Here is a 19,324-nt window from a genome sequence, read left to right as displayed (position 1 = left end):
GACGGGGCGGGCTTCGGCCCGCCCCGTTCTCTTTCCCCCCGGTTCGTCCGGGACGCTCCCGCGAGAGGTCAGGAACCGACATGGTCACGTTCGTCGACGAGGTGACGCTGCACCTGCGCGCAGGCAAGGGCGGCAACGGCTGCGTCTCGGTGCACCGTGAGAAGTTCAAGCCGCTCGGCGGCCCCGACGGCGGCAACGGCGGAGACGGCGGCGACATCGTGCTCGTCGCCGATCCCCAGACGACCACCCTTCTGAGCTACCACCACTCGCCGCATCGCTCGGCGGGCAACGGCGGCTTCGGGATGGGCGACCACCGATCGGGCGCGCAGGGCGAGGACCTCGAGTTGCCGGTTCCGGTCGGCACGGTCGTGAAGTCGCCCGACGGCGAGGTGCTCGTCGACCTCATCGAGCCGGGGATGCGCTTCATCGCCGCCCCCGGCGGCCGCGGCGGGCTGGGCAACGCGGCGCTCGCGTCGCCCAAGCGGAAGGCGCCGGGGTTCGCGCTCCTCGGCACCCCCGGCTGGGAGGGCGACGTCGTCCTCGAGCTGAAGACCGTCGCCGACGTCGCGCTCGTCGGGTTCCCGTCGGCGGGCAAGTCGAGCCTCATCGCGGCGATCTCCGCCGCGCGGCCCAAGATCGCCGACTACCCCTTCACGACGCTGCACCCGAATCTCGGCGTCGTCCAGGCCGGCGACATCCGCTACACGGTCGCCGACGTGCCCGGTCTCATCGAGGGTGCGAGCGAGGGGCGCGGGCTCGGCCTGGAGTTCCTCCGCCACGTCGAGCGGTGCACCGCGCTCGTCCACGTGCTCGACTGCGCCACGCTCGAGCCCGGACGCGACCCGATCACCGACCTCGAGACCATCCGCCAGGAGCTCGCGAACTACCCGGTGGCGGACGGCCAGGTGCCGCTCCTCGAGCGCCCGCAGATCGTCGTGCTCAACAAGGTCGACGTGCCCGAGGCGCATGAGCTCGCCGAGTTCGTGCGGCCCGACCTCGAGGTGCTCGGCTACCGCGTGTTCGAGATCTCGACGGTCGCGCGGCGCGGGCTCCGCGAGCTGACCTTCGCCCTCGGCGAGATCATCGACGAGCACCGGAAGGCCGCGCCGGTCGAGCCTCCGCGGGAACGGGTCGTCATCCGCCCCAAGGGCTCCGAGAAGGAGTTCACGGTGCGCGTCGAGGGCGGAACGTACGGGAACGTGTACCACGTGCTCGGCGAGAAGCCCCTGCGCTGGGTGCAGCAGACCGACTTCCAGAACGAGGAGGCCGTGGGCTTCCTCGCCGACCGCCTCGAGAAGCTCGGCGTCGAGGACGAGCTGTTCCGGCTCGGCGCCGTGCCCGGCTCCACGGTCGTGATCGGCGGCGACGCCGGCATCGTCTTCGACTGGGAGCCGTCGATCGCGTCGGCGGCGGAGCTCATCCAGGCGCCGCGCGGCCTCGACCCGCGCCTGGACCCGAACCGCCGGCGCACGACGGCCGAGCGGCGCGAGCAGTACTACGCCCGTCAGGATGCCCGCACGCTCGAGCGGGCGATGGAGGAGGAGCGCCGCCGGGCGCGTCGCGACGACGAGGAGGACGACGCCGAATGACGGTGCGGCACAGGAGCGAGCTGGCGACCGCGGGTCGCATCGTCGTGAAGGTCGGCTCGTCGTCGATCAGCGGCGAGGCCGCGTGGCGGATCCCGGTCCTCGTCGAGGCCCTCGCGGCCGCGCACGCGCGCGGTGCCGAGGTGCTCCTCGTCTCGTCCGGGGCGATCGCGACGGGGATGCCGTTCCTCGACCTGGAGTCCCGCCCGCACGATCTCGCGACGCAGCAGGCGGCCGCCGCCGTCGGCCAGAACGTCCTCGTGTACCGCTACCTCGAGGCGCTGCGCCCCTTCGACATCATGGCGGGGCAGGTGCTGCTCACCGCCCACGACATGGAGGACCCGACGCACCGCAGCAACGCGCGTCGCGCGATCGAGCGCCTGCTCGGACTGCGCATCCTCCCGATCATCAACGAGAACGACACGGTCGCCACGCACGAGATCCGGTTCGGGGACAACGACCGCCTGGCCGCCCTCGTCGCGCGTCTCGTCGGAGCCGACGCGCTCGTTCTCCTGAGCGACATCACGGCGCTGTACACGCGTCCGCCGGGGGAGCCGGGGGCCGAGCCGATCCACGTCATCGAGCCGGACGACGATCTGTCGTCGTACGCCTTCGGCTCGAAGGTCGTCAACAGCGTCGGCACCGGGGGAGCGGCGACCAAGGCCTCGGCCGCGCGTCTCGCCTCGAGCGCCGGCATCGGCGTGCTCGTCACGAGCGCCGACCAGGTCGCCGACGCCCTCGCGGGCGCGCCCGTCGGCACGTGGTTCGCGCCGTCCGACGGAGGGGCCGTCGCGACCGGCCCGCTCGCTAGAATGGGCGGATGACGACAGACGCACTCATCGCCCCCGAGCACACCGCGGTCGAGGTCCCCGAGGACCGCCTGCGGCGCGCGAAGGAGGCGTCGCGCGCTGTGGCGCGTCTGACGAGCGACGAGAAGAAGGCCGCGCTGCATGCGATCGCCGATGCGCTCATCGCGCACCGCGCCGAGATCATCGCCGCGAACGCCGAGGATCTGCGCCGCGGCGAGGAGCAGCAGATCGGCGCATCGCTCCTGGACCGCCTGCGCCTCGACGAGGCGCGCATCGACGCGCTCGCGGCCGCCGTGCGCCAGGTCGCCGCGCTGCCCGACCCCGTGGGCGAGCTCGTCCGGGGGCAGCGGATGTACAACGGGGTGCTGCTCGAGCAGCGCCGTGTGCCGTTCGGCGTCGTCGGCGTGATCTACGAGGCGCGCCCCAACGTCACCGTCGACATCGCGGCGCTCGCGCTGCAGTCGGGGAACGCCGTCGTCCTGCGCGGCGGCAGCGCCGCCCGGTCGTCGAACACGGTCCTCGTCGACGTGATGCGCCGCGCTCTCGAGGCGCAGGGCGTCGTGGGCGACGCGGTGCAGACGGTCGACGACTTCGGGCGCGACGGCGCGCGCGCCCTCATGCGCGGCCGCGGGCTGGTCGACGTCCTCGTCCCGCGCGGGAGCGCAGGTCTCATCGAGACGGTCGTCACGGAGTCGATCGTGCCGGTGATCGAGACGGGCGCGGGCAACGTGCACGTCGTGCTCGATGCGTCGGCCCCGGAGGACTGGGCCCGCGACATCGTCGTGAACGCCAAGGTGCAGCGGCCGAGCGTGTGCAACGCGGCGGAGACCGTGCTCGTCGTCCGCGAGGCGGCCGACCGGCTCATCCCCTCGGTCGTCGCGGCGCTGCAGGCGGAGGGCGTGACCGTCCACGGCGACGAGGCCGTCGCGGCGCTCGCGTCCGGCATCGTCCCCGCGACGGAGGAGGACTGGGAGACCGAGTACCTCAGCCTCGACATCGCGATGCGCGTGGTCGACACGCTCGACGACGCGATCGCGCACATCCGCCGGTACAGCACGGGCCACACGGAGTCGATCGTCACGGCCGACGTGCGCAACGCCGAGCGCTTCCTCGACGAGGTCGACTCGGCTGCCGTCTTCGCGAACGCGTCGACGCGCTTCACGGACGGCGGCGAGTTCGGGTTCGGCGCCGAGGTCGGCATCTCGACGCAGAAGCTGCACGCGCGCGGGCCGATGGGCCTTCCCGAGCTGACCAGCACCAAGTGGGTCGGGCGTGGCTCCGGCCAGGTGCGGGGCTGACGGTAAGCTGGAAGGGTCCGCCCGACCGTAGAACGGAACATCTATGCACTTCGCCACCGCGATCGCGACCCTCGCCGCAGAATCCGAGCACGGCAACGTCGCCCTGGAGACCCTGCCCTTCGGACTCGTCGCCTTCGGGATCTTCGGCGTCCTCGCGCTCGTGGCCGCGTCGTACCGCAACGTCGCCAACCGCCACGCCGACGCGAGCGAGCACGTCGACGGCGAAGCAGGGCACGGCCACTAGGCCTCGGAAGGTGACGACCACGACGCGTGCTCCTCGGATCGGGGTGATGGGCGGGACGTTCGATCCCATCCACCACGGTCACCTCGTCGCCGCGAGCGAGGTCGCGACGTCGTTCGACCTCGACGAGGTCGTCTTCGTGCCGACGGGGCAGCCGTGGCAGAAGGAGAAGGTGTCGCCCGCGCAGGCGCGGTACGAGATGACGGTCATCGCGACCGCGTCGAACCCGCGCTTCACGGTCAGCCGAGTCGACATCGACCGCGGAGGACTCACCTACACGGTCGACACGCTGCGCGATCTGAAGGCCGAGCGCCCCGACGCCGAGCTGTTCTTCATCTCCGGCGCCGACGCCGTGGCGCAGATTCTCAGCTGGCGGGACCATCATGAGCTGTGGGAGCTCGCCCACTTCGTCGCCGTCTCGCGTCCCGGTCACGTGCTCAGCACGGATGGACTGCCCGACGACGGCGTGAGTCGCCTGGAGATCCCCGCACTGGCGATCTCCTCCACCGATTGCCGGGACCGCGTGAGACGCGATCTTCCCGTCTGGTACCTCGTGCCGGATGGCGTGGTGCAGTACATCGCGAAGCATCATCTGTATCGGAGCAAGTCATGAGCACATCAGACGGTCGTCCCCTCACACGACGTCAGCTGCGTGAGCTGCGCCAGACCGGACAGACGCCGATCCTCACCGAGGACGACATCGCGGCCGACCGCGACGCGAGAGCCGTCGAGGAGGAGACGGCAGCGCCCGCGATCGAGGAGCCGTCCGACGAGAACCCCGACCCTGCGTCGGACGACGGTGAGGCGACCGACGAGGTCGAGGAGCTCGAGGTCGTGCCGGCCGTCGCCGAGGAGGAGCGCGAGGAGGCGCAGACCGCGGACGCCGAGCCCGCTGAGCCCGTGGACGAGCCCGTGGACGAGCCCGTTGAGCCCGTGGACGAGCCCGCTGAGCTCGTGGACGCTGAGCCCACTGCGTCGGCGACGCCCGACGACCGGACATCGTCCGAGGGGGAGAGCGCCCCGTCGCCCGCTCCCGCTCACCCGGTCCTGACGCGCCGTCAGCTGCGCGAGCAGGAGCGTCTGCGCACCAACGCGACCCCCACGGTGAACGCCGAGCAGGCCGAGCCGGAGACGATCGAGGCCACCATCGTCACCGACGAGGTGCCGCAGACGGCGGCGCCCGCCACGGTCGACGTCGAGCTCGTGGAGCAGACTCCGGAAGCGCCCGTCGAGGAAGCGCCCGTCGAGGATGAGGCCCCTGCCGCGTCGCCGACCCCGCGCGCGTCGTCCGAGGCGCCGACCGCGGAGGACGCGGGGGAGCAGCAGGCCACGCTCCGCCCGGACTTCGGAGAGGGCGTCGAGGTCGAGGCGATCACGCACTCGCCGGCGTCGTTCGACGAGCTCCTCACCCAGCCGCAGGAGACGAGCGGCTCCAGCTCGGCCCCGAGCACCCTCGTCCTCGATGAGATCCCGGCGACCGCGGCGCTCAGCGCGCCGATCACGGCGACCGGCGAGCTGCTCATCACGAGCTCGCACAAGCTCCCCGAGGGCTTCGGCTCGAGCGGCGCCGCGAAGGGCACGACCGACGGCCGCGAGGTCGACGCGGTGCTCATCGACGGCGAGATCCCGCTCTCCTCGTCCCCGACGCCGATCGCCGCGAGCGACGCGGTGTCGACCTCGAAGAGCCCGGGAGAGGTCATCCGCCCTCCCGCGCCCGAGAAGAACCACAAGCTCATCTTGACGCTCGGCATCACCGCAGGAGGCCTCGGCATCGCCGTCGTCGCGGCCGTCGTCATCGCCTACGCGACAGGAGTATTCGGCTGATGGCAACACAGTCGTCCATCGACATGCTGCAGATCGCCGCCGCCGCGGCGGATTCCAAGGGCGCAGAGGATCTCGTCGCGCTCGACGTCTCGCAGCCCCTTCCGCTCGTGGACATCTTCCTCCTGGCGACGGGGCGCAGCGAGCGCAATGTCGCGGCCATCGCCGACGAGATCGAGGACAAGCTCCTCGAGGCGGGCCACAAGTGCCTGCGCCGCGAGGGCCGCTCGGAGGCGCGCTGGGTGCTCCTCGACTTCGGCGACCTCGTGGCGCACATCTTCCACCAGGAGGAGCGGTCGTTCTACGCGCTCGAGCGCCTCTGGAAGGACTGCCCCGTGGTGCCGATCGACCTCCCCGCGACGCGCCCGGCGGACTGAGCGGATTTCACCGCGCGGAAACCGTCATGTAAGCTAAAGGAGTTGTCCGGGGCTTCTACCGGACAGCGTCTGGGCCTGTGGCGCAGCTGGTAGCGCACCTGCATGGCATGCAGGGGGTCAGGGGTTCGAGTCCCCTCAGGTCCACCAGAGAAGAGCGAGAGCGCCCCGTCGGAAGACGGGGCGCTCTCGCGTTGTGCGGCGAGGTCCCGGCTCAGCTCGCGCCCGCGGACGGCGAGCGGTCGACGGCGGATACCGGTCCGCGCACGAGGATGGCGATGGCGACCGCACCCAGCACCGCGGCGCCCGCCCACATCGTCTGCTGCCAGCCCACGACGAAGGCGACGCGGGCGGCATCGAGGATCTGCGCCGCATGGGGACCGGCCTCCGTCGCGATCGCGGCGGCGGTCGCGATGCCCTCGCTCGCGGCGCCGGCCCACTCCGCCGGGACGCCGTCCAGCCGCACCGAGATCGCATCGCGGTAGCCGGCGACGAGGAGCCCGCCGAGCAGGGCGATGCCGAGGGCCGCGCCGAGCTCGCGTGCGAGGTCGTTGACGGCCGATGCGACTCCCTGACGCTCCTCGGGAAGCGACGAGGTGATCGCCTCGGTCGACGGGGTCATCGCGAGCCCTGCGCCGACGCCCAGGACGACGAGGCCCGGCAGAACGCTGAGGTAGCCTCCGTCCGCGGACACGAGACCCGCCATGAGCGCGAGACCCGCCGCCGACATCCCGAGGCCCGCGACCATCGCAGTCCGTGTGCCGACGCGCGCAGCGAACCGCGGAGCGAGGCCGGACGCGAGCATCATCATGAGCGCCAGCGGCATCAGGCCGAGCGTGGCGACGAGGCCGCTCCACCCGAGCGCGACCTGGAGGAACGGATAGAGCATCAGCGAGACGCCGCCCTGCACGCCGAACAGCACGAGGAGGATCGCGGACCCGGAGGAGAGGCCGCGCCGGCGGAAGAACCGCAGGTCGAGCAGGGGGTCGTCCGCGCGGAGCTCCCACACCGCGAACGCGACGGCGGCGAGCACGGCCGCCGCGAGTGCGATGAGCACGACCGGATCGGTCCAGCCGTGCGTCGGAGCCTCGTGCAGCGCGAACGTGAATCCCACGGCGGCGACGACCGAGGTCACGGCGCCGACGAGGTCGAAACGGCCGCTCGCGACCTCGCGCGAGTCCGGCACCGCTCGGATGGCGACGAGGAGCGCCGCGATCGTCAGTGCGATGGGCAGCGCGAAGAGCCATCGCCACGAGGCGAGGTCGACGAGGAGGGCCGAGAGGTACATGCCGAGGAGGCCGCCGCTCGCCGCGACCGCGCTCCAGATGCCGATCGCGCGCGAGCGCTCGCCCTCGGGGAAGGTGGCGGTGATGACCGCGAGCGTCACGGGCATGATCATCGCGGCGCCGACCCCCGCCAGGAGCCGCGCGGCGAGCATCGCCTCGAGCACGGGCGCGAGAGCGCCGGCGATGTTGGCGAGCCCGAAGAGGGCGAGCCCGAGCAGGAGCACGCGGCGTCGTCCCAGTCGGTCTCCTGCGGCGCCGAGAGGAAGCAGGAGGGCCGCGAGCGTGAGCGTGTAGGTGTTGATGATCCAGAGCACGTCGCCCTGCGACGCGTCGAACGCGCTCGCGAGCTGCGGCTGCGCGACGTTGAGCCCGGAGACCGACGCGACGACGGCCATGAGCGCGATGCCGACAGCCCAGAGGATCGCGCGGCGTCGCCGCGGATCGTCGACGACGAGGGACGGCGGATGGACGCGGACGGGGGAGGTCGAGGTCATGGAGCGGGCCTTTCCGGTTCAGTGGACACGATGAGCGCGCACGACGACGTCGCGGAGATGCTGCCGGTGGGTGCCGATCGTCAGTGCCCGGGACGACGTGTACCGGCTGTCGACCTGCCATTCGGGCGCGGTCAGCAGCGACGCGATGTCGCCGGGGGAGGCGGTCGCGTGCGCGGGATGCGCGACGGTGCCATGCCCGTGGGCGGGCGAAGGCGCGTGGGCGACGACGAGGAGCGTGCCGCCCGGTGCGACCTGTGACGCGAGGAGGCGGAAGAGGTCGAGCTGGCCGATGTCGGCGTGCGCGTAGCTCGTCAGGACGAGGCTCCACGTCCGCCTCGGTCGCCATCGTGCGATGTCCGCCTCGACCCAGTCGATCCGGTCCGCGACCCCCGCAGCGGCGGCGCGACGCGCGGCCGCTGCCAGTGCGTTCGCGGAGAGGTCGACGCCGGTGACCTGCCATCCTCGTTCGGCGAGCCAGACCGCCTCGGCCCCGGTCCCGCACCCTGCGTCGAGCGCCGTGCCGGGCGCGAGGCCGCCGATCTCCCTGTCCAGGTACGGGTGGGGTGCGTCGAGCCCGGGATCCGAAGGGGCGTGGGCGGACCAGTGATCCTCCCAGAAGGCCTTGTCGAAGTCGTGCATGCTCATCTCCTTCTCCCCGACCGTGCGCGGGGTGCGGGAAGAGCGTCCCATCCCGGAGCTCACGGTGGCAAATATTCTTGCCGAATGGCAAACTGGTGCCATGCGACCATCTGCAGACCAGACTCTCGACGCGGTCGGGCCGAGGCTCAAGCACCTTCGGCTGCGGCGCGACATCACGCTCACGGCGCTCGCGGAGGCGACCGGGATCTCCGTCAGCACGCTGTCGCGGCTCGAGGCCGGTCTGCGCCGGCCCACCCTCGAGCAGCTCCTGCCCCTCGCCCGGTACTACGGCGTCACGATCGACTCCCTCGTCGACGCCCCGCGCACGGCCGACCCGCGGGTGGACCTGCGCCCGATCTCCTGCGGCGACGGCTCGGTCATCATCCCGCTCACCCGGCGCCCCGGTGGGGTGCAGGCGTTCAAGTTCGTGCTGCCGGCCGACCGGGACGACCGAGCTCCCGATCTCCGCTCGCATGAGGGGCACGACTGGGCGTACGTCCTCAACGGGACGCTCCGGCTCGTCCTCGGCGACCAGGACCTCCTTCTCCACGCGGGCGAGGCGGTGGAGTTCGACACGCGCACCCCGCACTGGTTCGGTGCGACGAGCGCGGGAGCCGTCGAGTACCTGAGCCTCGTCGGCCGTCATGGGCAGCGCGCGCACGTGCACGGGGGCGCCGCGACGCCGTAGCCTCCTCCGACGAGTCGATACCGTGGGTGCATGGCCTCCCCTCGCATCGTCATCACCTACTGCACCCAGTGCCGCTGGCTGCTGCGCGCCCAGTGGTACGCGGGTGAGCTCCTCCAGTCGTTCGAGGACGAGATCGGCGAGGTCGCGCTCGTGCCGGCGACGGGCGGCGTGTTCCGGATCGACGTCGGCGAGGTGCACGTGTGGAACCGGAAGCGCGACGGCGGCTTCCCGGAGATCGCTGACCTGAAGCGGCGCGTGCGCGACCTCATCGCGCCGGGCAAGTCGCTCGGGCACGCGGATCGCGCCGCGGGGGACTGAGCCGCGACGTGCGCCGGTGACGTCGTGTTACCGAGTTCGTCGCCCGGCTACGCGCTCGGCCCCGACGACGCGGATGCGCTCGTAGCGTGCTCGCATGGTCACCGTCTCCCTCGTCGCCGTCTCCGGCAGCCTCCAGTCGCCCTCGCGCTCGAGCGTTCTCGCGCGCGACATCCTCACCGCGTATGCCGACGCCCTCGGCGACGAGCATCTCGTCACGACCGACGTGATCGAGCTCAGCGAACTCGGTCGCGAGTTCAGCGGCGCGCTGCGCCGCGATGAGCTATCGGTGCGAGCGGAAGAGGCCCTGCGCCGCATCGAGAGCGCGTCCCTCCTCGTCGTCGCGAGCCCCGTCTACCGCGCCTCGTTCACGGGGCTGTTCAAGCACGTGTTCGACTTCGTCGACCAGTACGCCCTCGTCGACACGCCCGTGCAGCTCGCGGCGACCGGCGGGAGCGATCGGCATGCGCTCGCGCTCGAGCATCAGTTCCGCCCGCTCTTCGCGTTCTTCCAGTCCCTCACGCTCCCGCTCGCGGTCTACGCGCGGGACACGGACTTCACGGACGGTCGCATCGCCTCGGCGGCTCTGCGCGACCGGCTCGAGCTCACGGTGCGTCGGGGGCTGCCGTCGGTGCGCGCGGCTCTCGCGACGTCGTCCCCGGTGGCCGCGGGCGTGTAGCGCCCGGGCCGACGACGCACGACGTCATATTCCCTATCGGAATGATCGGGAATGCCGTGCGCGGGGTGAGGATGGCCTCATGTCGCCTCTCATCTCCGTTGCCGACCTGCACAAAAGGCTCTCCGGCGGCGCACGCGTGAGCCTTGTCGACGTCCGCTGGCGCCTCGACCTCCCGGAGGGCCGACCCGCCTACCTCTCGGGTCACCTCCCCGGCGCGGTGTACGTCGACCTCGAGACCGAGCTCGCCCGTCGCGGGCATCCGGAGGAGGGCCGGCATCCGCGTCCGGCCCACCGCGATCTCGAGCGCGCGGCCATCCGATGGGGCGTACGCCGCGGCGACCTCGTGGTCGTCTACGACGACAACGACTCGGTCGCCGCCGCGCGGGCGTGGTGGCTGCTCCGGCGCACCGGGCTCGAGGTCCGCGTCCTCGACGGAGGCCTGCGCGCGTGGATCGCCGCCGGACACCTCCTCGACACGGGCGACGTCGCTCCGCCCCGTGGTGACGCGACGCTGCGCGACGTCGATCCCGGGGAGCTGCCGATCGACGAGGCGGCGACCCTGCCGAGCCGCGGCGTGCTCGTCGATGTGCGGTCCCCTGAGCGATACCGCGGTGCGCACGCGGGAGCCGATCCGACCGCAGGCCACATCCCGGGCGCCGTCAGCCTCCCCGCCGTGACGCACATCCGACCGGACGGCACGCTGCGCACGCCGGCCGAGATCCTCACGGCCTTCGCGCGGATCGGGGCTCGACCGGGCCGTGAGATCGGGCTGTACTGCGCGTCGGGCGTCGCATCCGCCCACAGTGCCCTCGCCCTCGCGACAGCGGGGATCGAGGCGCGGGTCTTCTCGGGCTCGTGGAGCCGGTGGGTGCAGAGCCCGGGGCGGCCCATCGCCGTCGGCCCGACGCCGGCCGGGCGGGTCGTCGGGCACCTGCGGAGCTCTGCGCTCGCCCGGTGACTCAGGTCGGGATGCCGCGCCGAACCGCGGCTTCGAGCAGGTCGCGGCTCGTCGGTGCGAGGTCGCGCGGTGTGCCGCGCCAGAGCGCCGTGATCGGGCGCGAGATGGCGGGCCCGGCGATCGCGATCCGCCGCAGACGCGCCAGGCGCACATCGTCGGCCACGACGAGGTCGCTCAGAACGGCGGGGGCGATGCCCTCGGCGACCGCAGACCGGATGGCCGCCGAGGTGGACAGGACCATGGCCGGCGCGACCGGCGTGCGTCCGAGCCGCTTGCGGACCGCGGACTCCCACGCCCTCCGCGTGCCGCTGCCATCCTCGCGCGCGATGAGCGCGGTGTCGGCGACGTCGTCGAGCGACACGCTCCCGTGGTCGGTCCACGGGTGCGAGGGCGCCGTGACGAGGACGAGCACATCGTCCGCGACCGTCGAGCTCGACAGGTCGTCCGGGATGTCCGGGCTCTCGACGAACCCGAGGTCCGCCCTGCCCGTGCGCACGAGCTCGGCCGTCTCGTCGCTGTTCGCCGTCACGAGGCGAACGGACGTCGGCTCCCTCCCGTCCTCGAGCTGCGCGGCGCGCAGGGCGAGGAGCCACGCGGGCAGCATGTGCGCGGCGACCGTCTGACTCGCGGCGACGACGAGCGCGCGCGTGCTCTCCCCGCGCAGCCGCTCGACGCCCGCGCGGAACCGCTCAGCGGCCGCGAGCAGGTCGTCGGTCCAGGTCAGCACCCGGCGTCCGCTCGCGGTGAGTGCCACGCCGTGCGGGGAGCGCGTCACGAGCTCGAGGCCGAGCGTGCGCTCGAGCGAGCGGATGCGCGCTGACGCGGACTGCTGCGTGCAGCCGGTCTCGCGGGCCGCGGCCGAGATCGAGCCGTGGTGCGCGACGGCGCTCAGGAGCTCGAGGGCGTCGATCGAGGGCACGTGTCGCATGGTCCCTACAGTCTGGCCCTGTACCCCCACGCACGCCAGCCGGATACCGCGCGCCCCGTGATCCGGCGACCGTGGGAGCATGCCCCAGCTCCTTCTGCACCGCACGATGCGGGCGGCCCCCGGTCTCGCGGCCTGCGGCGCGATCGCCCTCGTCTCCCTCGTGATCGGCCGCGCAGCCCCCGCGGTCGGCAGCGCGGCGCCTGCGATCGCCCTCGGCGTCGGCTGCGCGGTGCTCCGCGCTCCGGGGCCTGCGCTGCACCCTGGGATGGCGTGGGCGAGCGGCCCGGGCCTGCGGGTCGCCATCGTGCTCCTTGGCGCGGGCCTTCCGATCCAGAGCGTCGTCGCGGCCGGTGCCGAGGCGCTTCCCGTCATGGCCGCCACGCTCGCGGCGTGCGCGATCGCGACGGTCGTCGTCGGCCGGGTGCTCGGCGTGGGGCGGCGGCTGCGGACCCTCGTCGGCGCGGGCACCGGGATCTGCGGCGCGTCCGCCATCGCCGCGATCGCCCCCGTGATCGGCGCCTCGAGCGCCGAGATCGCCTACGCGATGTCGACGATCTTCCTCTTCAACCTCCTCGCGGTCGTCGTGTTCCCCGTGCTCGGGCACGCCCTGGGGCTCGATGCGCACGCGTTCGGCGTGCTCGCGGGCACCGCCGTGAACGACACGAGCTCGGTCATCGCGGCGGCGGGGGTGTTCGGCGGAGGCGCACTCGCCGTGGCGGTCGCCGTCAAGCTCGTCCGCACCCTCGCGATCATCCCGCTGAGCATCGCGCTCTCGATCGGCGAGAGCCGACGGGGCGGGGGAGGGAGCCCGCTGACCCCGAGCCGCGCGGCGACGCTCGTGCCGTGGTTCCTCATCGGGTTCGCGCTCCTCGCGCTCGCCCGGTCGGCCGGATGGATCCCGGCCGGGATGCAGGACGCGGTCTCGCAGGTGAGCGGGTTCCTCATCGCGGCCGCGCTCGCGGGTGTGGGCCTCTCGGCCGACATCCGAGCCGTGCTCCGAGCCGGGTGGCGCCCGCTGGGGCTCGGCGCGATCCTCTCCGCGGTCGTGGCGGGCACCGCGCTGGCCGTGATGTCCGCGTTCGGCGCTCTCGCCTGAGGGTCTGCACAGACGAGGAGGCGCCGCCCGGCGATCCGGGCGGCGCCTCCTCGTCGCGATCGGTCACACGGCCGTGAGACCGTGCGGGATGTCGGTGACGAGATCGCGGATGGCGACGGTGAGGCTCGCGCGGGTCCCGATCGAGCGCGCGTCGGCCATGTGCGCGCCGGCGAAGCACTCCCACTCGCGTCCCTTGACGCAGATGTACCCCTTGACCTGGTCTGCGAGCGCCACCTGGTAGCACGTGAGGCTGATGGGGATGAGGACGGCTTCCGGCGCGCGTCCGAGGCTCGGGTGACCGGTCCTCATGGTCGACGCGGTGCGTGCGGGGGCCTGCGGGGCTGTCTCTGCGATCAGCGACATCTGTCCTCCGTTCTCGGTGCCGCGGGGTGCGGCGATAGAAGATGTCTACCGACCGCGCCGCCTCCTCTCCAAGACGGGGCTCGAGGCTTGACACGGTCGCCGCGATCGGGCAGACGGCGTCAGGACCATGTCCTCCGCGCGGGGTTGCTCACCTCCGGCTGTCGGCGCTCGCCCGGCGTCGGGGCCGTCCAGCGGACGGCGTTCGCGAGCACGCGGCGCACCTGAGGGTGGAAGTAGACGGGGTACTCCTGATCGCCGGGGCTGAAGTAGAAGATCCGCCCGCGGCCGCGCGTGAAGGTCACGCCCGAGCGGAACACCTCGCCGCCCTCGAACGAGCTGATGAAGACCTGGTCGTCGGGGTTCGGGATGTCGAAGTGCTCGCCGTACATCTCCTGTCGCTCGATGACGATCGGATTCTCGACGCCCTCCGCGATCGGATGCCCGGGCGCGGTCGTCCAGACCAGCTCGCGCTCTCCGTCGTTGCGCCAGGCGAGGGAGCACGTCGTGCCGAGCAGTCGCGTGAAGATCTTCGAGAAGTGGCCGGAATGCAGCACGATGAGGCCCATCCCGCCGAGGACATGGCGCTGCACGCGCGCCACGACCTCGTCCGCCACCTGATCATGCGCGATGTGGCCCCACCACAGGAGCACGTCCGCGGCCGCGAGGGCATCTTCCGTCAGGCCGTGCTCGGGCTCCGCGAGCGTCGCTGTGCGCACCGCGACGTCGTCGCCGAGCAGCTCGGCGAGGCCCTGCGCGATCGCGCCGTGGATCCCGTCGGGATAGATGGCGCGGATGTCGTCCTGCGTCGTCTCGTGGACGTTCTCGTTCCAGACGAGGGCGCGGATGGTCATGCTGTTCCTCCGATGATGTTGAGGTCGGTGTCGAGGGCGATCTCGCGCCCGGCGGCGGCCGACGCGTAGCAGGCGTCGACGAGGCGCGCGCGGCTGAGCCCGACGCTCCCGTCGTGTTCGGCCCACGTGGCGGGATCGGCGACGTGGTCGAGGAACGTCTCCACGACGGCGGCGTGACCGCGACCTGCGGGCGCCTGGATCGGGGTGTCCTGGCGCGACGCGCCATCGCCCGTGAAGATCGTCAGCTCGCCCGACGGGGCGTAGTCCACGACGGAGAGGTCGGCGCCGCCGTCGGTGCCGTACAGCGCGATGCCGAACTGATCGGGGGTCGAGCGGTGCGACGCCCAGCTCGTCTCCAGCACGATCGACCCGCCGCCCTCGAGGCGCAGGAGCGCGGTGGCGAGGTCCTCGACCTCGTACGCGTGACCGGTCCCGTGCTTGACGCCTCCCGAGCCGCCCAGGCCGCGCGGGCCGAGCTCGGAGTGCGTGACCGCGGACACCGCGGTCACGCGGGGCTCTCCCATGAGGTGGAGCGTCCAGTCGAGCACATGCACACCGAGGTCGACGAGCGGCCCGCCGCCCGACATCTCGGCGTTCGTGAACCAGCTCCCGAGAGCCGGGATGCCCGAGCGCCGCAGCCACATGGCGCGCGCGTGGTAGGGGCGACCGATCGTGCCGTCGTCGACGGCCGCGCGGATCGCCTCGATGTCGCCGCGGCGGCGGTGGTTGAAGGTGATCTCGAGGATGCGCCCGGCCTCGCGCGCGGCGTCGACCATGCTCTGGCCCTCGTCGCCCGTGCGGGCGATCGGCTTCTCGCACAGGACGTGCGCGCCGGCGCGCAGCGCCGCGATGCTGATCGGCGCGTGGAGGAAGGTCGGCACCGCGACGCTGACGACGTCGAGGTCGCCGCGGCCGATCATCTCCTCCCAGTCGGCGTACGTCTCGTCGATGCCGTAGGTCTCCGCGAGCTGCGCGCGGACGTCGTCTTCCTTCCCGGCGATCGCGACGAGGTCGACCTCCGGGCGGGCGGCGTACGCCGCCATGTGCTGCTGGCCGGCCCATCCGATTCCGACGACGCCTGCACGGATGCGACGAGCGGGAGTGGGGGAGGACTGCTGTGTCACTGTTCCTCGTTCTCTCTCCGGGCATCGACGCCCGGATGATTGAGTATCTAAATATATGCGTGTCTCGACCGTAGGAGACATCTCCCGGAGAGTCAATCACCCGCCTGCGGGCGCGTCGATACCGGTTTCTCGGAGCTGGGCCATCCAGTGCAGTTTCGTGCACTATGCTCGGGGGGAACGGGAGACCGAGGAGGAGCTCATGGTGGGAACGACGCGGATCGACAGGATCCTCGAGGACAGCTTCGTCCACGAGGAGGTGTTCGCCCTCCGCCCCGACTACCGGGCGATGCTCGTCGTGATCGAGGGGATCGCTCCGGCGGCAGGCGACGCGGAGAGCGAGGCGCTGCTCGTCCGCGCCGAGGAGCACGCCCGGCGCGTGGCCGCCGCCGGGCCGATCGAGGATGAGCCGCATATCGCGTCGTGGCGCGAGGCCTATCGCGCGTTCGGGGCGAAGCCGCAGCGCACGCGCAACAGCCTCGAAGCGCTCACCCGCCGTGCGGCGGATGCGCTGCCGCGAGTGAATCGCCTCACCGACGTGTACAACGCCGTCTCGGTCCTCCATGGGCTCCCGCTCGGCGGTGAGGATCTCGACCGGTACGTGGGTGCGCCGCGCCTCGTGCGCGCGACCGGGTCGGAGCCCTTCGACACGGTGGCCGGCGGAGACCCGGTCGTCGAGCACCCCGACCCGGGTGAGGTCGTCTGGTGCGACGGCGAGGGCGTGACGTGCCGCCGATGGAACTGGCGTCAGGGCCGCCGCACGCGGCTGACCGACGGCACGCGCAGGGCCCTGTTCATCCTCGACGCTCTCGCGCCGACGTCGGATGCCGAGCTGGAGGCCGCCGCGGACGCGCTCGTCGAGCACCTCGGCGCGGGCGCGACGGTCGCGCGACGCCTGCTCGCAGGGACGGACTCCGCTCTCGGCTGACGCTGCTCGCGCACGGCGTGGGCCGCACCGGGCCAGGGCGCAACCCCCTGTCGTCATCCCGGCGCCCGTCGTAGCGTCGCTCCCGACATCGACGAGGGAGGACGCAGCATGACCGGAACGCACGTGGAGACGTTCGCCAAGCGCGGGCAGTGGATCAGCCGGGTCGCCGGCGACACTGAGCTCTCGCAGAGCTCGGCGAGCAGGGAGGAGGCCATCGAGGCCGGGCGCGCGCTCGCCGAGCGCCTCGGGGTGCCGCACCGGGTCGTCGACAGCGAGCCGACGGGGGTCGCGAGCGACGAGCAGAGCGGGGCCGACGCGGCCGAGGTGGCCGACGAGATGCTGCCGGACACCACCGACGAGCGGGGGATGCCGCTCGACAACCCGTCCGGCTGATCCGCGCCGGCCCCGCGCTGCCGGGGAACCGTCAGAGTGCGCGGAGTCGCTCGAGCAGCGGCTCCGCGACCTCGGCGAGGAAGCGCTCCTGCTGAGCGTCTCCCACCTGGACGATCGCGACATCCGTGAAGCCGGCGTCGACGAACGGGCGCACGCTCTCCGCGAGGGCGTCGAGGTCGGGTCCGCACGCGATCGAGGCCGCGACGTCCTCGGGGCGCACATACGCGCTGGCCCCCTCGAAGCCGGCGGGCGTGGGCAGGTCGGCGTTCACGGCCCAGCCGCCCGCGAACCAGCGGAACTGCTCGTGCGCTCGCGCGACGGCCGCGTCTCGGTCGGGGTCCCAGGAGATCGGGATCTGCCCGATCTTGCGGGATGCGCGGCCTCCCCGAGCCTCGTCCCAGGAGGCGAGGAGGTCGGCGTCGGGAGCGGTCGTGATGAGGTGGTCGGCGAGAGGTGCGAACTCCGCGACCGAGCTGTCTCCGGACACCGCGACGCCGATCGGCACGCCGCCGTCCGGGGCGTCCCACACGCGTGCGGAGTCGACGCGGAACCACTCGCCCTCGTAGGTCACGAGGTCGCCCGTGTGCAGCGCGCGGATGATCTCGATCGCCTCCGCGAGCATGTCCTGGCGCGCGTGCACAGCAGGCCATCCCTCGCCCACGACGTGCTCGTTGAGGTTCTCGCCCGATCCCAGGCCGAGCGTGAACCGCCCGTCCGAGAGCACCTGCATCGTCGCGGCCTTCTGCGCGACCACGGCGGGGTGGTACCGCATCGTGGGGCACGTCACATACGTCATGAGCTCGACGCGCGACGTGGCCTGGGCGACCGCGCCGAGCACTGTCCACGCGTAGGGGGCGTGGCCCTGGCTCACGAGCCACGGGGAGTAGTGGTCGCTGCACGCGAGGTAGTCGTACCCCGCCGCCTCCGCGGCCTGCGCGTAGGCGACGAGCTCTCGCGGGCCGCTCTGCTCGGTCATCAGCGTGTACCCGAAGCGCGTCATGTGGACCTCCTGTGTCGTCGGCGTTCCCCCGCACACTAGGCGCGGGGGAACACCGCGAACAGGGGGTTGCCGCGGGCCGGGAGGTCCTCGATGATGCCCACTCTCAGGCGGGCGCGATCTCCGCGACGAGGCTCTCGACGCGCGCCCGGATCTCGTCCCGGATCGGCCGGACCGCCTCGATGCCCTGTCCGGCCGGGTCGTCGAGCTGCCAGTCCTCGTAGCGCTTCCCCGGGAAGATCGGGCAGGCGTCGCCGCAGCCCATCGTGATGACGACGTCGGACTCCCGGACGGCGTCGACGGTCAGCACATTCGGGGTGGCCGCCGAGATGTCGATGCCCTCCTCGGCCATGGCGGCGACGGCCACCGGGTTGATCTGGTCCTTGGGCTCCGAGCCCGCGGAGAGCACGTCGATGCGGTCGCCCGCGAGCGCCTGCAGATAGCCCGCGGCCATCTGCGAGCGGCCCGCGTTGTGCACGCAGACGAAGAGGACGGCGGGGCGGGTGGTCTCGGTCATGGCGCCTCCGGGTCGGGTCGCCTCAAAGCATAGACCGTTGTCTATGTGATGGGAAGGAGATCCCCGAGAAGACCGCGCACGCGGCGCTCGATCTCGTCGCGGATGGCCCGGACGCGCGGGAGCGGCTGGTCGGCGGGATCGTCGAGCGGCCAGTCGAGGTAGGTCTTGCCCGGGAGCACGGGGCACGCGTCGCCGCACCCCATCGTGACGACGACGTCGGCCGCGCGCAGGGCCTCCGCGGTCAGCGGCTTGGGGAACTCGTCGCCCAGCGGCACGCCGATCTCGTCGAGCACCGCGACGACGTGCGCCTTGACCTCCTCGGCCGGCTCGGAGCCGGCCGTCCGGGCGCGGACCCGGTCGCCGGCGAGATGCCGCAGGATCGCCGCGGCGAGCTGCGAGCGGCCCGCGTTGCGCACGCAGACGAAGAGCACCTCGGGCACGCCGCGGTCGACGGATCGGGAGCGCGTGAGCGCGTCGAGGCGCTCGACGGCGAGGGCCGACACCCGCGAGGCGAGGCGGGCCGGCGTGCGCTCCTGTCGGCGGAGGAGCTCATGGCTCGTCCGCACGAAGAGCGACACGGTCTCGGCGCCGTGCACGCCCTGGTACCGCTCGGTGAGGTCCGCGGCGATGCGCTCGAGGTCCGGGCCGGCGGCGGGGGCTTGGCCCACGAGGCCGATCACCTCATCGACGCGACCCGGTGCGAGCGAGAACCACGCCCGCCGTCCCTCCTGCCGCCGCTCGACGACGCCCGCCGACGCGAGCGCGCGCATGTGGTGGCTGACGGTCGGCTGGCGCAGTCGGAGCTCGACGGCGAGCTCGGTCACGCTCACGCGGCCCTCGGGGGAGTCGAGAATGAGCCGGATGATCCGGGCGCGCGTCGGGTCGGCGACCGTCGCGAGGAGAGCGGGGGAGGTCGCGGCGGGCATAGACCGCAGTCTATGC

Annotated in this window: 23 protein-coding genes and 1 tRNA gene; 15 read left to right on the top strand and 9 right to left on the bottom strand. The window is 72.5% G+C overall.

Going from position 1 to position 19,324, the window contains the following annotated elements:
- Positions 1–80 precede the first annotated feature (80 nt).
- The 8 genes from obgE to PKE79_RS02060 all read left to right on the top strand — a co-directional run bounded on the left by obgE (position 81) and on the right by PKE79_RS02060 (position 6,279).
- Positions 81–1,589, top strand: a complete 1,509-nt coding sequence (obgE, locus tag PKE79_RS02095) for a GTPase ObgE (protein ID WP_271172003.1) — start codon at positions 81–83, stop codon at positions 1,587–1,589.
- Complete coding sequence (gene proB, locus PKE79_RS02090) at positions 1,586–2,410, top strand: glutamate 5-kinase (protein ID WP_271172002.1); 825 nt, start codon at positions 1,586–1,588, stop codon at positions 2,408–2,410. The genes obgE and proB overlap by 4 nt, the downstream gene beginning before the upstream one ends.
- Positions 2,407–3,693, top strand: a complete 1,287-nt coding sequence (locus tag PKE79_RS02085) for a glutamate-5-semialdehyde dehydrogenase (RefSeq protein WP_271172001.1) — start codon at positions 2,407–2,409, stop codon at positions 3,691–3,693. The genes proB and PKE79_RS02085 overlap by 4 nt, the downstream gene beginning before the upstream one ends.
- A 43-nt stretch (positions 3,694–3,736) precedes the next feature.
- A complete protein-coding gene (locus tag PKE79_RS02080; protein WP_271172000.1) occupies positions 3,737–3,937 on the top strand; it encodes a hypothetical protein in 201 nt (66 codons plus the stop codon).
- A 10-nt stretch (positions 3,938–3,947) separates the two neighbouring features.
- A complete protein-coding gene (gene nadD / locus PKE79_RS02075; protein ID WP_271171999.1) occupies positions 3,948–4,547 on the top strand; it encodes a nicotinate-nucleotide adenylyltransferase in 600 nt (199 codons plus the stop codon).
- Positions 4,544–5,758 carry a hypothetical protein gene (locus PKE79_RS02070; protein ID WP_271171998.1) on the top strand — a complete coding sequence of 405 codons (1,215 nt, stop codon included), beginning with the start codon at positions 4,544–4,546 and terminating at the stop codon, positions 5,756–5,758. Before nadD ends, PKE79_RS02070 begins: the two co-directional genes overlap by 4 nt.
- A complete protein-coding gene (rsfS, locus tag PKE79_RS02065) occupies positions 5,758–6,132 on the top strand; it encodes a ribosome silencing factor (protein WP_374727730.1) in 375 nt (124 codons plus the stop codon). The genes PKE79_RS02070 and rsfS overlap by 1 nt, the downstream gene beginning before the upstream one ends.
- 71 nt (positions 6,133–6,203) lie before the next feature.
- Positions 6,204–6,279 (top strand) — tRNA-Ala (locus PKE79_RS02060).
- 64 nt (positions 6,280–6,343) lie between these two features.
- On the opposite strand, the gene PKE79_RS02055 is transcribed toward PKE79_RS02060, so the two are convergent.
- Positions 6,344–7,909 (bottom strand): MFS transporter, encoded by a 1,566-nt coding sequence (locus PKE79_RS02055; protein WP_271171997.1) that lies wholly within the window; start codon positions 7,907–7,909, stop codon positions 6,344–6,346.
- An 18-nt stretch (positions 7,910–7,927) separates the two neighbouring features.
- Positions 7,928–8,548, bottom strand: coding sequence for a class I SAM-dependent methyltransferase (locus tag PKE79_RS02050; protein ID WP_271171996.1), 621 nt, complete (start codon positions 8,546–8,548; stop codon positions 7,928–7,930).
- Positions 8,549–8,648: 100 nt separating this feature from the next.
- On the opposite strand from PKE79_RS02050, the gene PKE79_RS02045 reads away from it, so the two are divergent.
- The 4 genes from PKE79_RS02045 to PKE79_RS02030 all read left to right on the top strand — a co-directional run bounded on the left by PKE79_RS02045 (position 8,649) and on the right by PKE79_RS02030 (position 11,188).
- Positions 8,649–9,236, top strand: a complete 588-nt coding sequence (locus tag PKE79_RS02045; RefSeq protein WP_271171995.1) for a helix-turn-helix domain-containing protein — start codon at positions 8,649–8,651, stop codon at positions 9,234–9,236.
- Positions 9,237–9,266: 30 nt separating this feature from the next.
- A complete protein-coding gene (locus PKE79_RS02040) occupies positions 9,267–9,554 on the top strand; it encodes an Rdx family protein (RefSeq protein ID WP_271171994.1) in 288 nt (95 codons plus the stop codon).
- A 94-nt stretch (positions 9,555–9,648) separates the two neighbouring features.
- A complete protein-coding gene (msuE, locus tag PKE79_RS02035; RefSeq protein ID WP_271171993.1) occupies positions 9,649–10,230 on the top strand; it encodes an FMN reductase in 582 nt (193 codons plus the stop codon).
- 79 nt (positions 10,231–10,309) lie between these two features.
- Positions 10,310–11,188 carry a sulfurtransferase gene (locus PKE79_RS02030; protein WP_271171992.1) on the top strand — a complete coding sequence of 293 codons (879 nt, stop codon included), beginning with the start codon at positions 10,310–10,312 and terminating at the stop codon, positions 11,186–11,188.
- A 1-nt stretch (position 11,189) separates the two neighbouring features.
- Here the strand turns inward: PKE79_RS02030 and PKE79_RS02025 are convergent, their stop codons facing one another.
- Complete coding sequence (locus PKE79_RS02025; protein ID WP_271171991.1) at positions 11,190–12,107, bottom strand: LysR family transcriptional regulator; 918 nt, start codon at positions 12,105–12,107, stop codon at positions 11,190–11,192.
- A gap of 88 nt (positions 12,108–12,195) precedes the next feature.
- Between PKE79_RS02025 and PKE79_RS02020 the strand changes: the two genes are divergently transcribed.
- Entirely contained in the window at positions 12,196–13,212 is a 1,017-nt protein-coding gene (locus PKE79_RS02020; protein ID WP_271171990.1) for a YeiH family protein, read from the top strand.
- Positions 13,213–13,275: 63 nt separating this feature from the next.
- On the opposite strand, the gene PKE79_RS02015 is transcribed toward PKE79_RS02020, so the two are convergent.
- The 3 genes from PKE79_RS02015 to PKE79_RS02005 all read right to left on the bottom strand — a co-directional run bounded on the left by PKE79_RS02015 (position 13,276) and on the right by PKE79_RS02005 (position 15,550).
- Positions 13,276–13,575, bottom strand: coding sequence for a hypothetical protein (locus PKE79_RS02015; RefSeq protein ID WP_271171989.1), 300 nt, complete (start codon positions 13,573–13,575; stop codon positions 13,276–13,278).
- Positions 13,576–13,694: 119 nt separating this feature from the next.
- Positions 13,695–14,426 carry a ThuA domain-containing protein gene (locus PKE79_RS02010; RefSeq protein WP_271171988.1) on the bottom strand — a complete coding sequence of 244 codons (732 nt, stop codon included), beginning with the start codon at positions 14,424–14,426 and terminating at the stop codon, positions 13,695–13,697.
- A complete protein-coding gene (locus PKE79_RS02005) occupies positions 14,423–15,550 on the bottom strand; it encodes a Gfo/Idh/MocA family protein (protein WP_271171987.1) in 1,128 nt (375 codons plus the stop codon). Before PKE79_RS02005 ends, PKE79_RS02010 begins: the two co-directional genes overlap by 4 nt.
- Before the next feature lie 199 nt (positions 15,551–15,749).
- Between PKE79_RS02005 and PKE79_RS02000 the strand changes: the two genes are divergently transcribed.
- The gene (locus PKE79_RS02000) at positions 15,750–16,475 is read left to right on the top strand and encodes a B3/B4 domain-containing protein (protein WP_271171986.1); all 726 of its coding nucleotides are present in this window, start codon (positions 15,750–15,752) and stop codon (positions 16,473–16,475) included.
- Between the two features lie 108 nt (positions 16,476–16,583).
- Positions 16,584–16,868 carry a DUF2188 domain-containing protein gene (locus tag PKE79_RS01995; RefSeq protein WP_271171985.1) on the top strand — a complete coding sequence of 95 codons (285 nt, stop codon included), beginning with the start codon at positions 16,584–16,586 and terminating at the stop codon, positions 16,866–16,868.
- A 31-nt stretch (positions 16,869–16,899) separates the two neighbouring features.
- Here PKE79_RS01995 and PKE79_RS01990 read toward each other — a convergent pair whose 3' ends face one another.
- From PKE79_RS01990 to PKE79_RS01980, 3 genes are all read right to left on the bottom strand, one after another.
- Positions 16,900–17,868, bottom strand: a complete 969-nt coding sequence (locus PKE79_RS01990; protein ID WP_271171984.1) for a TIGR03557 family F420-dependent LLM class oxidoreductase — start codon at positions 17,866–17,868, stop codon at positions 16,900–16,902.
- A gap of 103 nt (positions 17,869–17,971) precedes the next feature.
- A complete protein-coding gene (locus tag PKE79_RS01985; protein WP_271171983.1) occupies positions 17,972–18,382 on the bottom strand; it encodes an arsenate reductase ArsC in 411 nt (136 codons plus the stop codon).
- A gap of 41 nt (positions 18,383–18,423) precedes the next feature.
- On the bottom strand, positions 18,424–19,308 hold the full coding sequence (locus PKE79_RS01980; protein WP_271171982.1) for a metalloregulator ArsR/SmtB family transcription factor: 885 nt from the start codon (positions 19,306–19,308) through the stop codon (positions 18,424–18,426).
- Positions 19,309–19,324: the final 16 nt, after the last annotated feature.

It is taken from the genome of Microbacterium barkeri, from assembly GCF_027921765.1.
In the GTDB taxonomy this organism is placed as follows: Bacteria; Actinomycetota; Actinomycetes; order Actinomycetales; family Microbacteriaceae; genus Microbacterium; species Microbacterium barkeri.
This window is presented reverse-complemented; position numbering and strand designations above follow the sequence as displayed.

Bases quoted from the DNA above. Each gene is read 5' to 3' on its own strand.
- obgE (WP_271172003.1), top strand. From the start codon at position 81: ATGGTCACGTTCGTCGACGAGGTGACGCTGCACCTGCGCGCAGGCAAG.
- proB (WP_271172002.1), top strand. From the start codon at position 1,586: ATGACGGTGCGGCACAGGAGCGAGCTGGCGACCGCGGGTCGCATCGTC.
- PKE79_RS02085 (WP_271172001.1), top strand. From the start codon at position 2,407: ATGACGACAGACGCACTCATCGCCCCCGAGCACACCGCGGTCGAGGTC.
- PKE79_RS02080 (WP_271172000.1), top strand. From the start codon at position 3,737: ATGCACTTCGCCACCGCGATCGCGACCCTCGCCGCAGAATCCGAGCAC.
- PKE79_RS02070 (WP_271171998.1), top strand. From the start codon at position 4,544: ATGAGCACATCAGACGGTCGTCCCCTCACACGACGTCAGCTGCGTGAG.
- rsfS (WP_374727730.1), top strand. From the start codon at position 5,758: ATGGCAACACAGTCGTCCATCGACATGCTGCAGATCGCCGCCGCCGCG.
- PKE79_RS02055 (WP_271171997.1), bottom strand. From the start codon at position 7,909: ATGACCTCGACCTCCCCCGTCCGCGTCCATCCGCCGTCCCTCGTCGTC.
- PKE79_RS02050 (WP_271171996.1), bottom strand. From the start codon at position 8,548: ATGCACGACTTCGACAAGGCCTTCTGGGAGGATCACTGGTCCGCCCAC.
- PKE79_RS02045 (WP_271171995.1), top strand. From the start codon at position 8,649: ATGCGACCATCTGCAGACCAGACTCTCGACGCGGTCGGGCCGAGGCTC.
- PKE79_RS02040 (WP_271171994.1), top strand. From the start codon at position 9,267: ATGGCCTCCCCTCGCATCGTCATCACCTACTGCACCCAGTGCCGCTGG.
- msuE (WP_271171993.1), top strand. From the start codon at position 9,649: ATGGTCACCGTCTCCCTCGTCGCCGTCTCCGGCAGCCTCCAGTCGCCC.
- PKE79_RS02030 (WP_271171992.1), top strand. From the start codon at position 10,310: ATGTCGCCTCTCATCTCCGTTGCCGACCTGCACAAAAGGCTCTCCGGC.
- PKE79_RS02020 (WP_271171990.1), top strand. From the start codon at position 12,196: ATGCCCCAGCTCCTTCTGCACCGCACGATGCGGGCGGCCCCCGGTCTC.
- PKE79_RS02015 (WP_271171989.1), bottom strand. From the start codon at position 13,575: ATGTCGCTGATCGCAGAGACAGCCCCGCAGGCCCCCGCACGCACCGCG.
- PKE79_RS02010 (WP_271171988.1), bottom strand. From the start codon at position 14,426: ATGACCATCCGCGCCCTCGTCTGGAACGAGAACGTCCACGAGACGACG.
- PKE79_RS02000 (WP_271171986.1), top strand. From the start codon at position 15,750: ATGGTGGGAACGACGCGGATCGACAGGATCCTCGAGGACAGCTTCGTC.
- PKE79_RS01995 (WP_271171985.1), top strand. From the start codon at position 16,584: ATGACCGGAACGCACGTGGAGACGTTCGCCAAGCGCGGGCAGTGGATC.
- PKE79_RS01990 (WP_271171984.1), bottom strand. From the start codon at position 17,868: ATGACGCGCTTCGGGTACACGCTGATGACCGAGCAGAGCGGCCCGCGA.
- PKE79_RS01985 (WP_271171983.1), bottom strand. From the start codon at position 18,382: ATGACCGAGACCACCCGCCCCGCCGTCCTCTTCGTCTGCGTGCACAAC.
- PKE79_RS01980 (WP_271171982.1), bottom strand. From the start codon at position 19,308: ATGCCCGCCGCGACCTCCCCCGCTCTCCTCGCGACGGTCGCCGACCCG.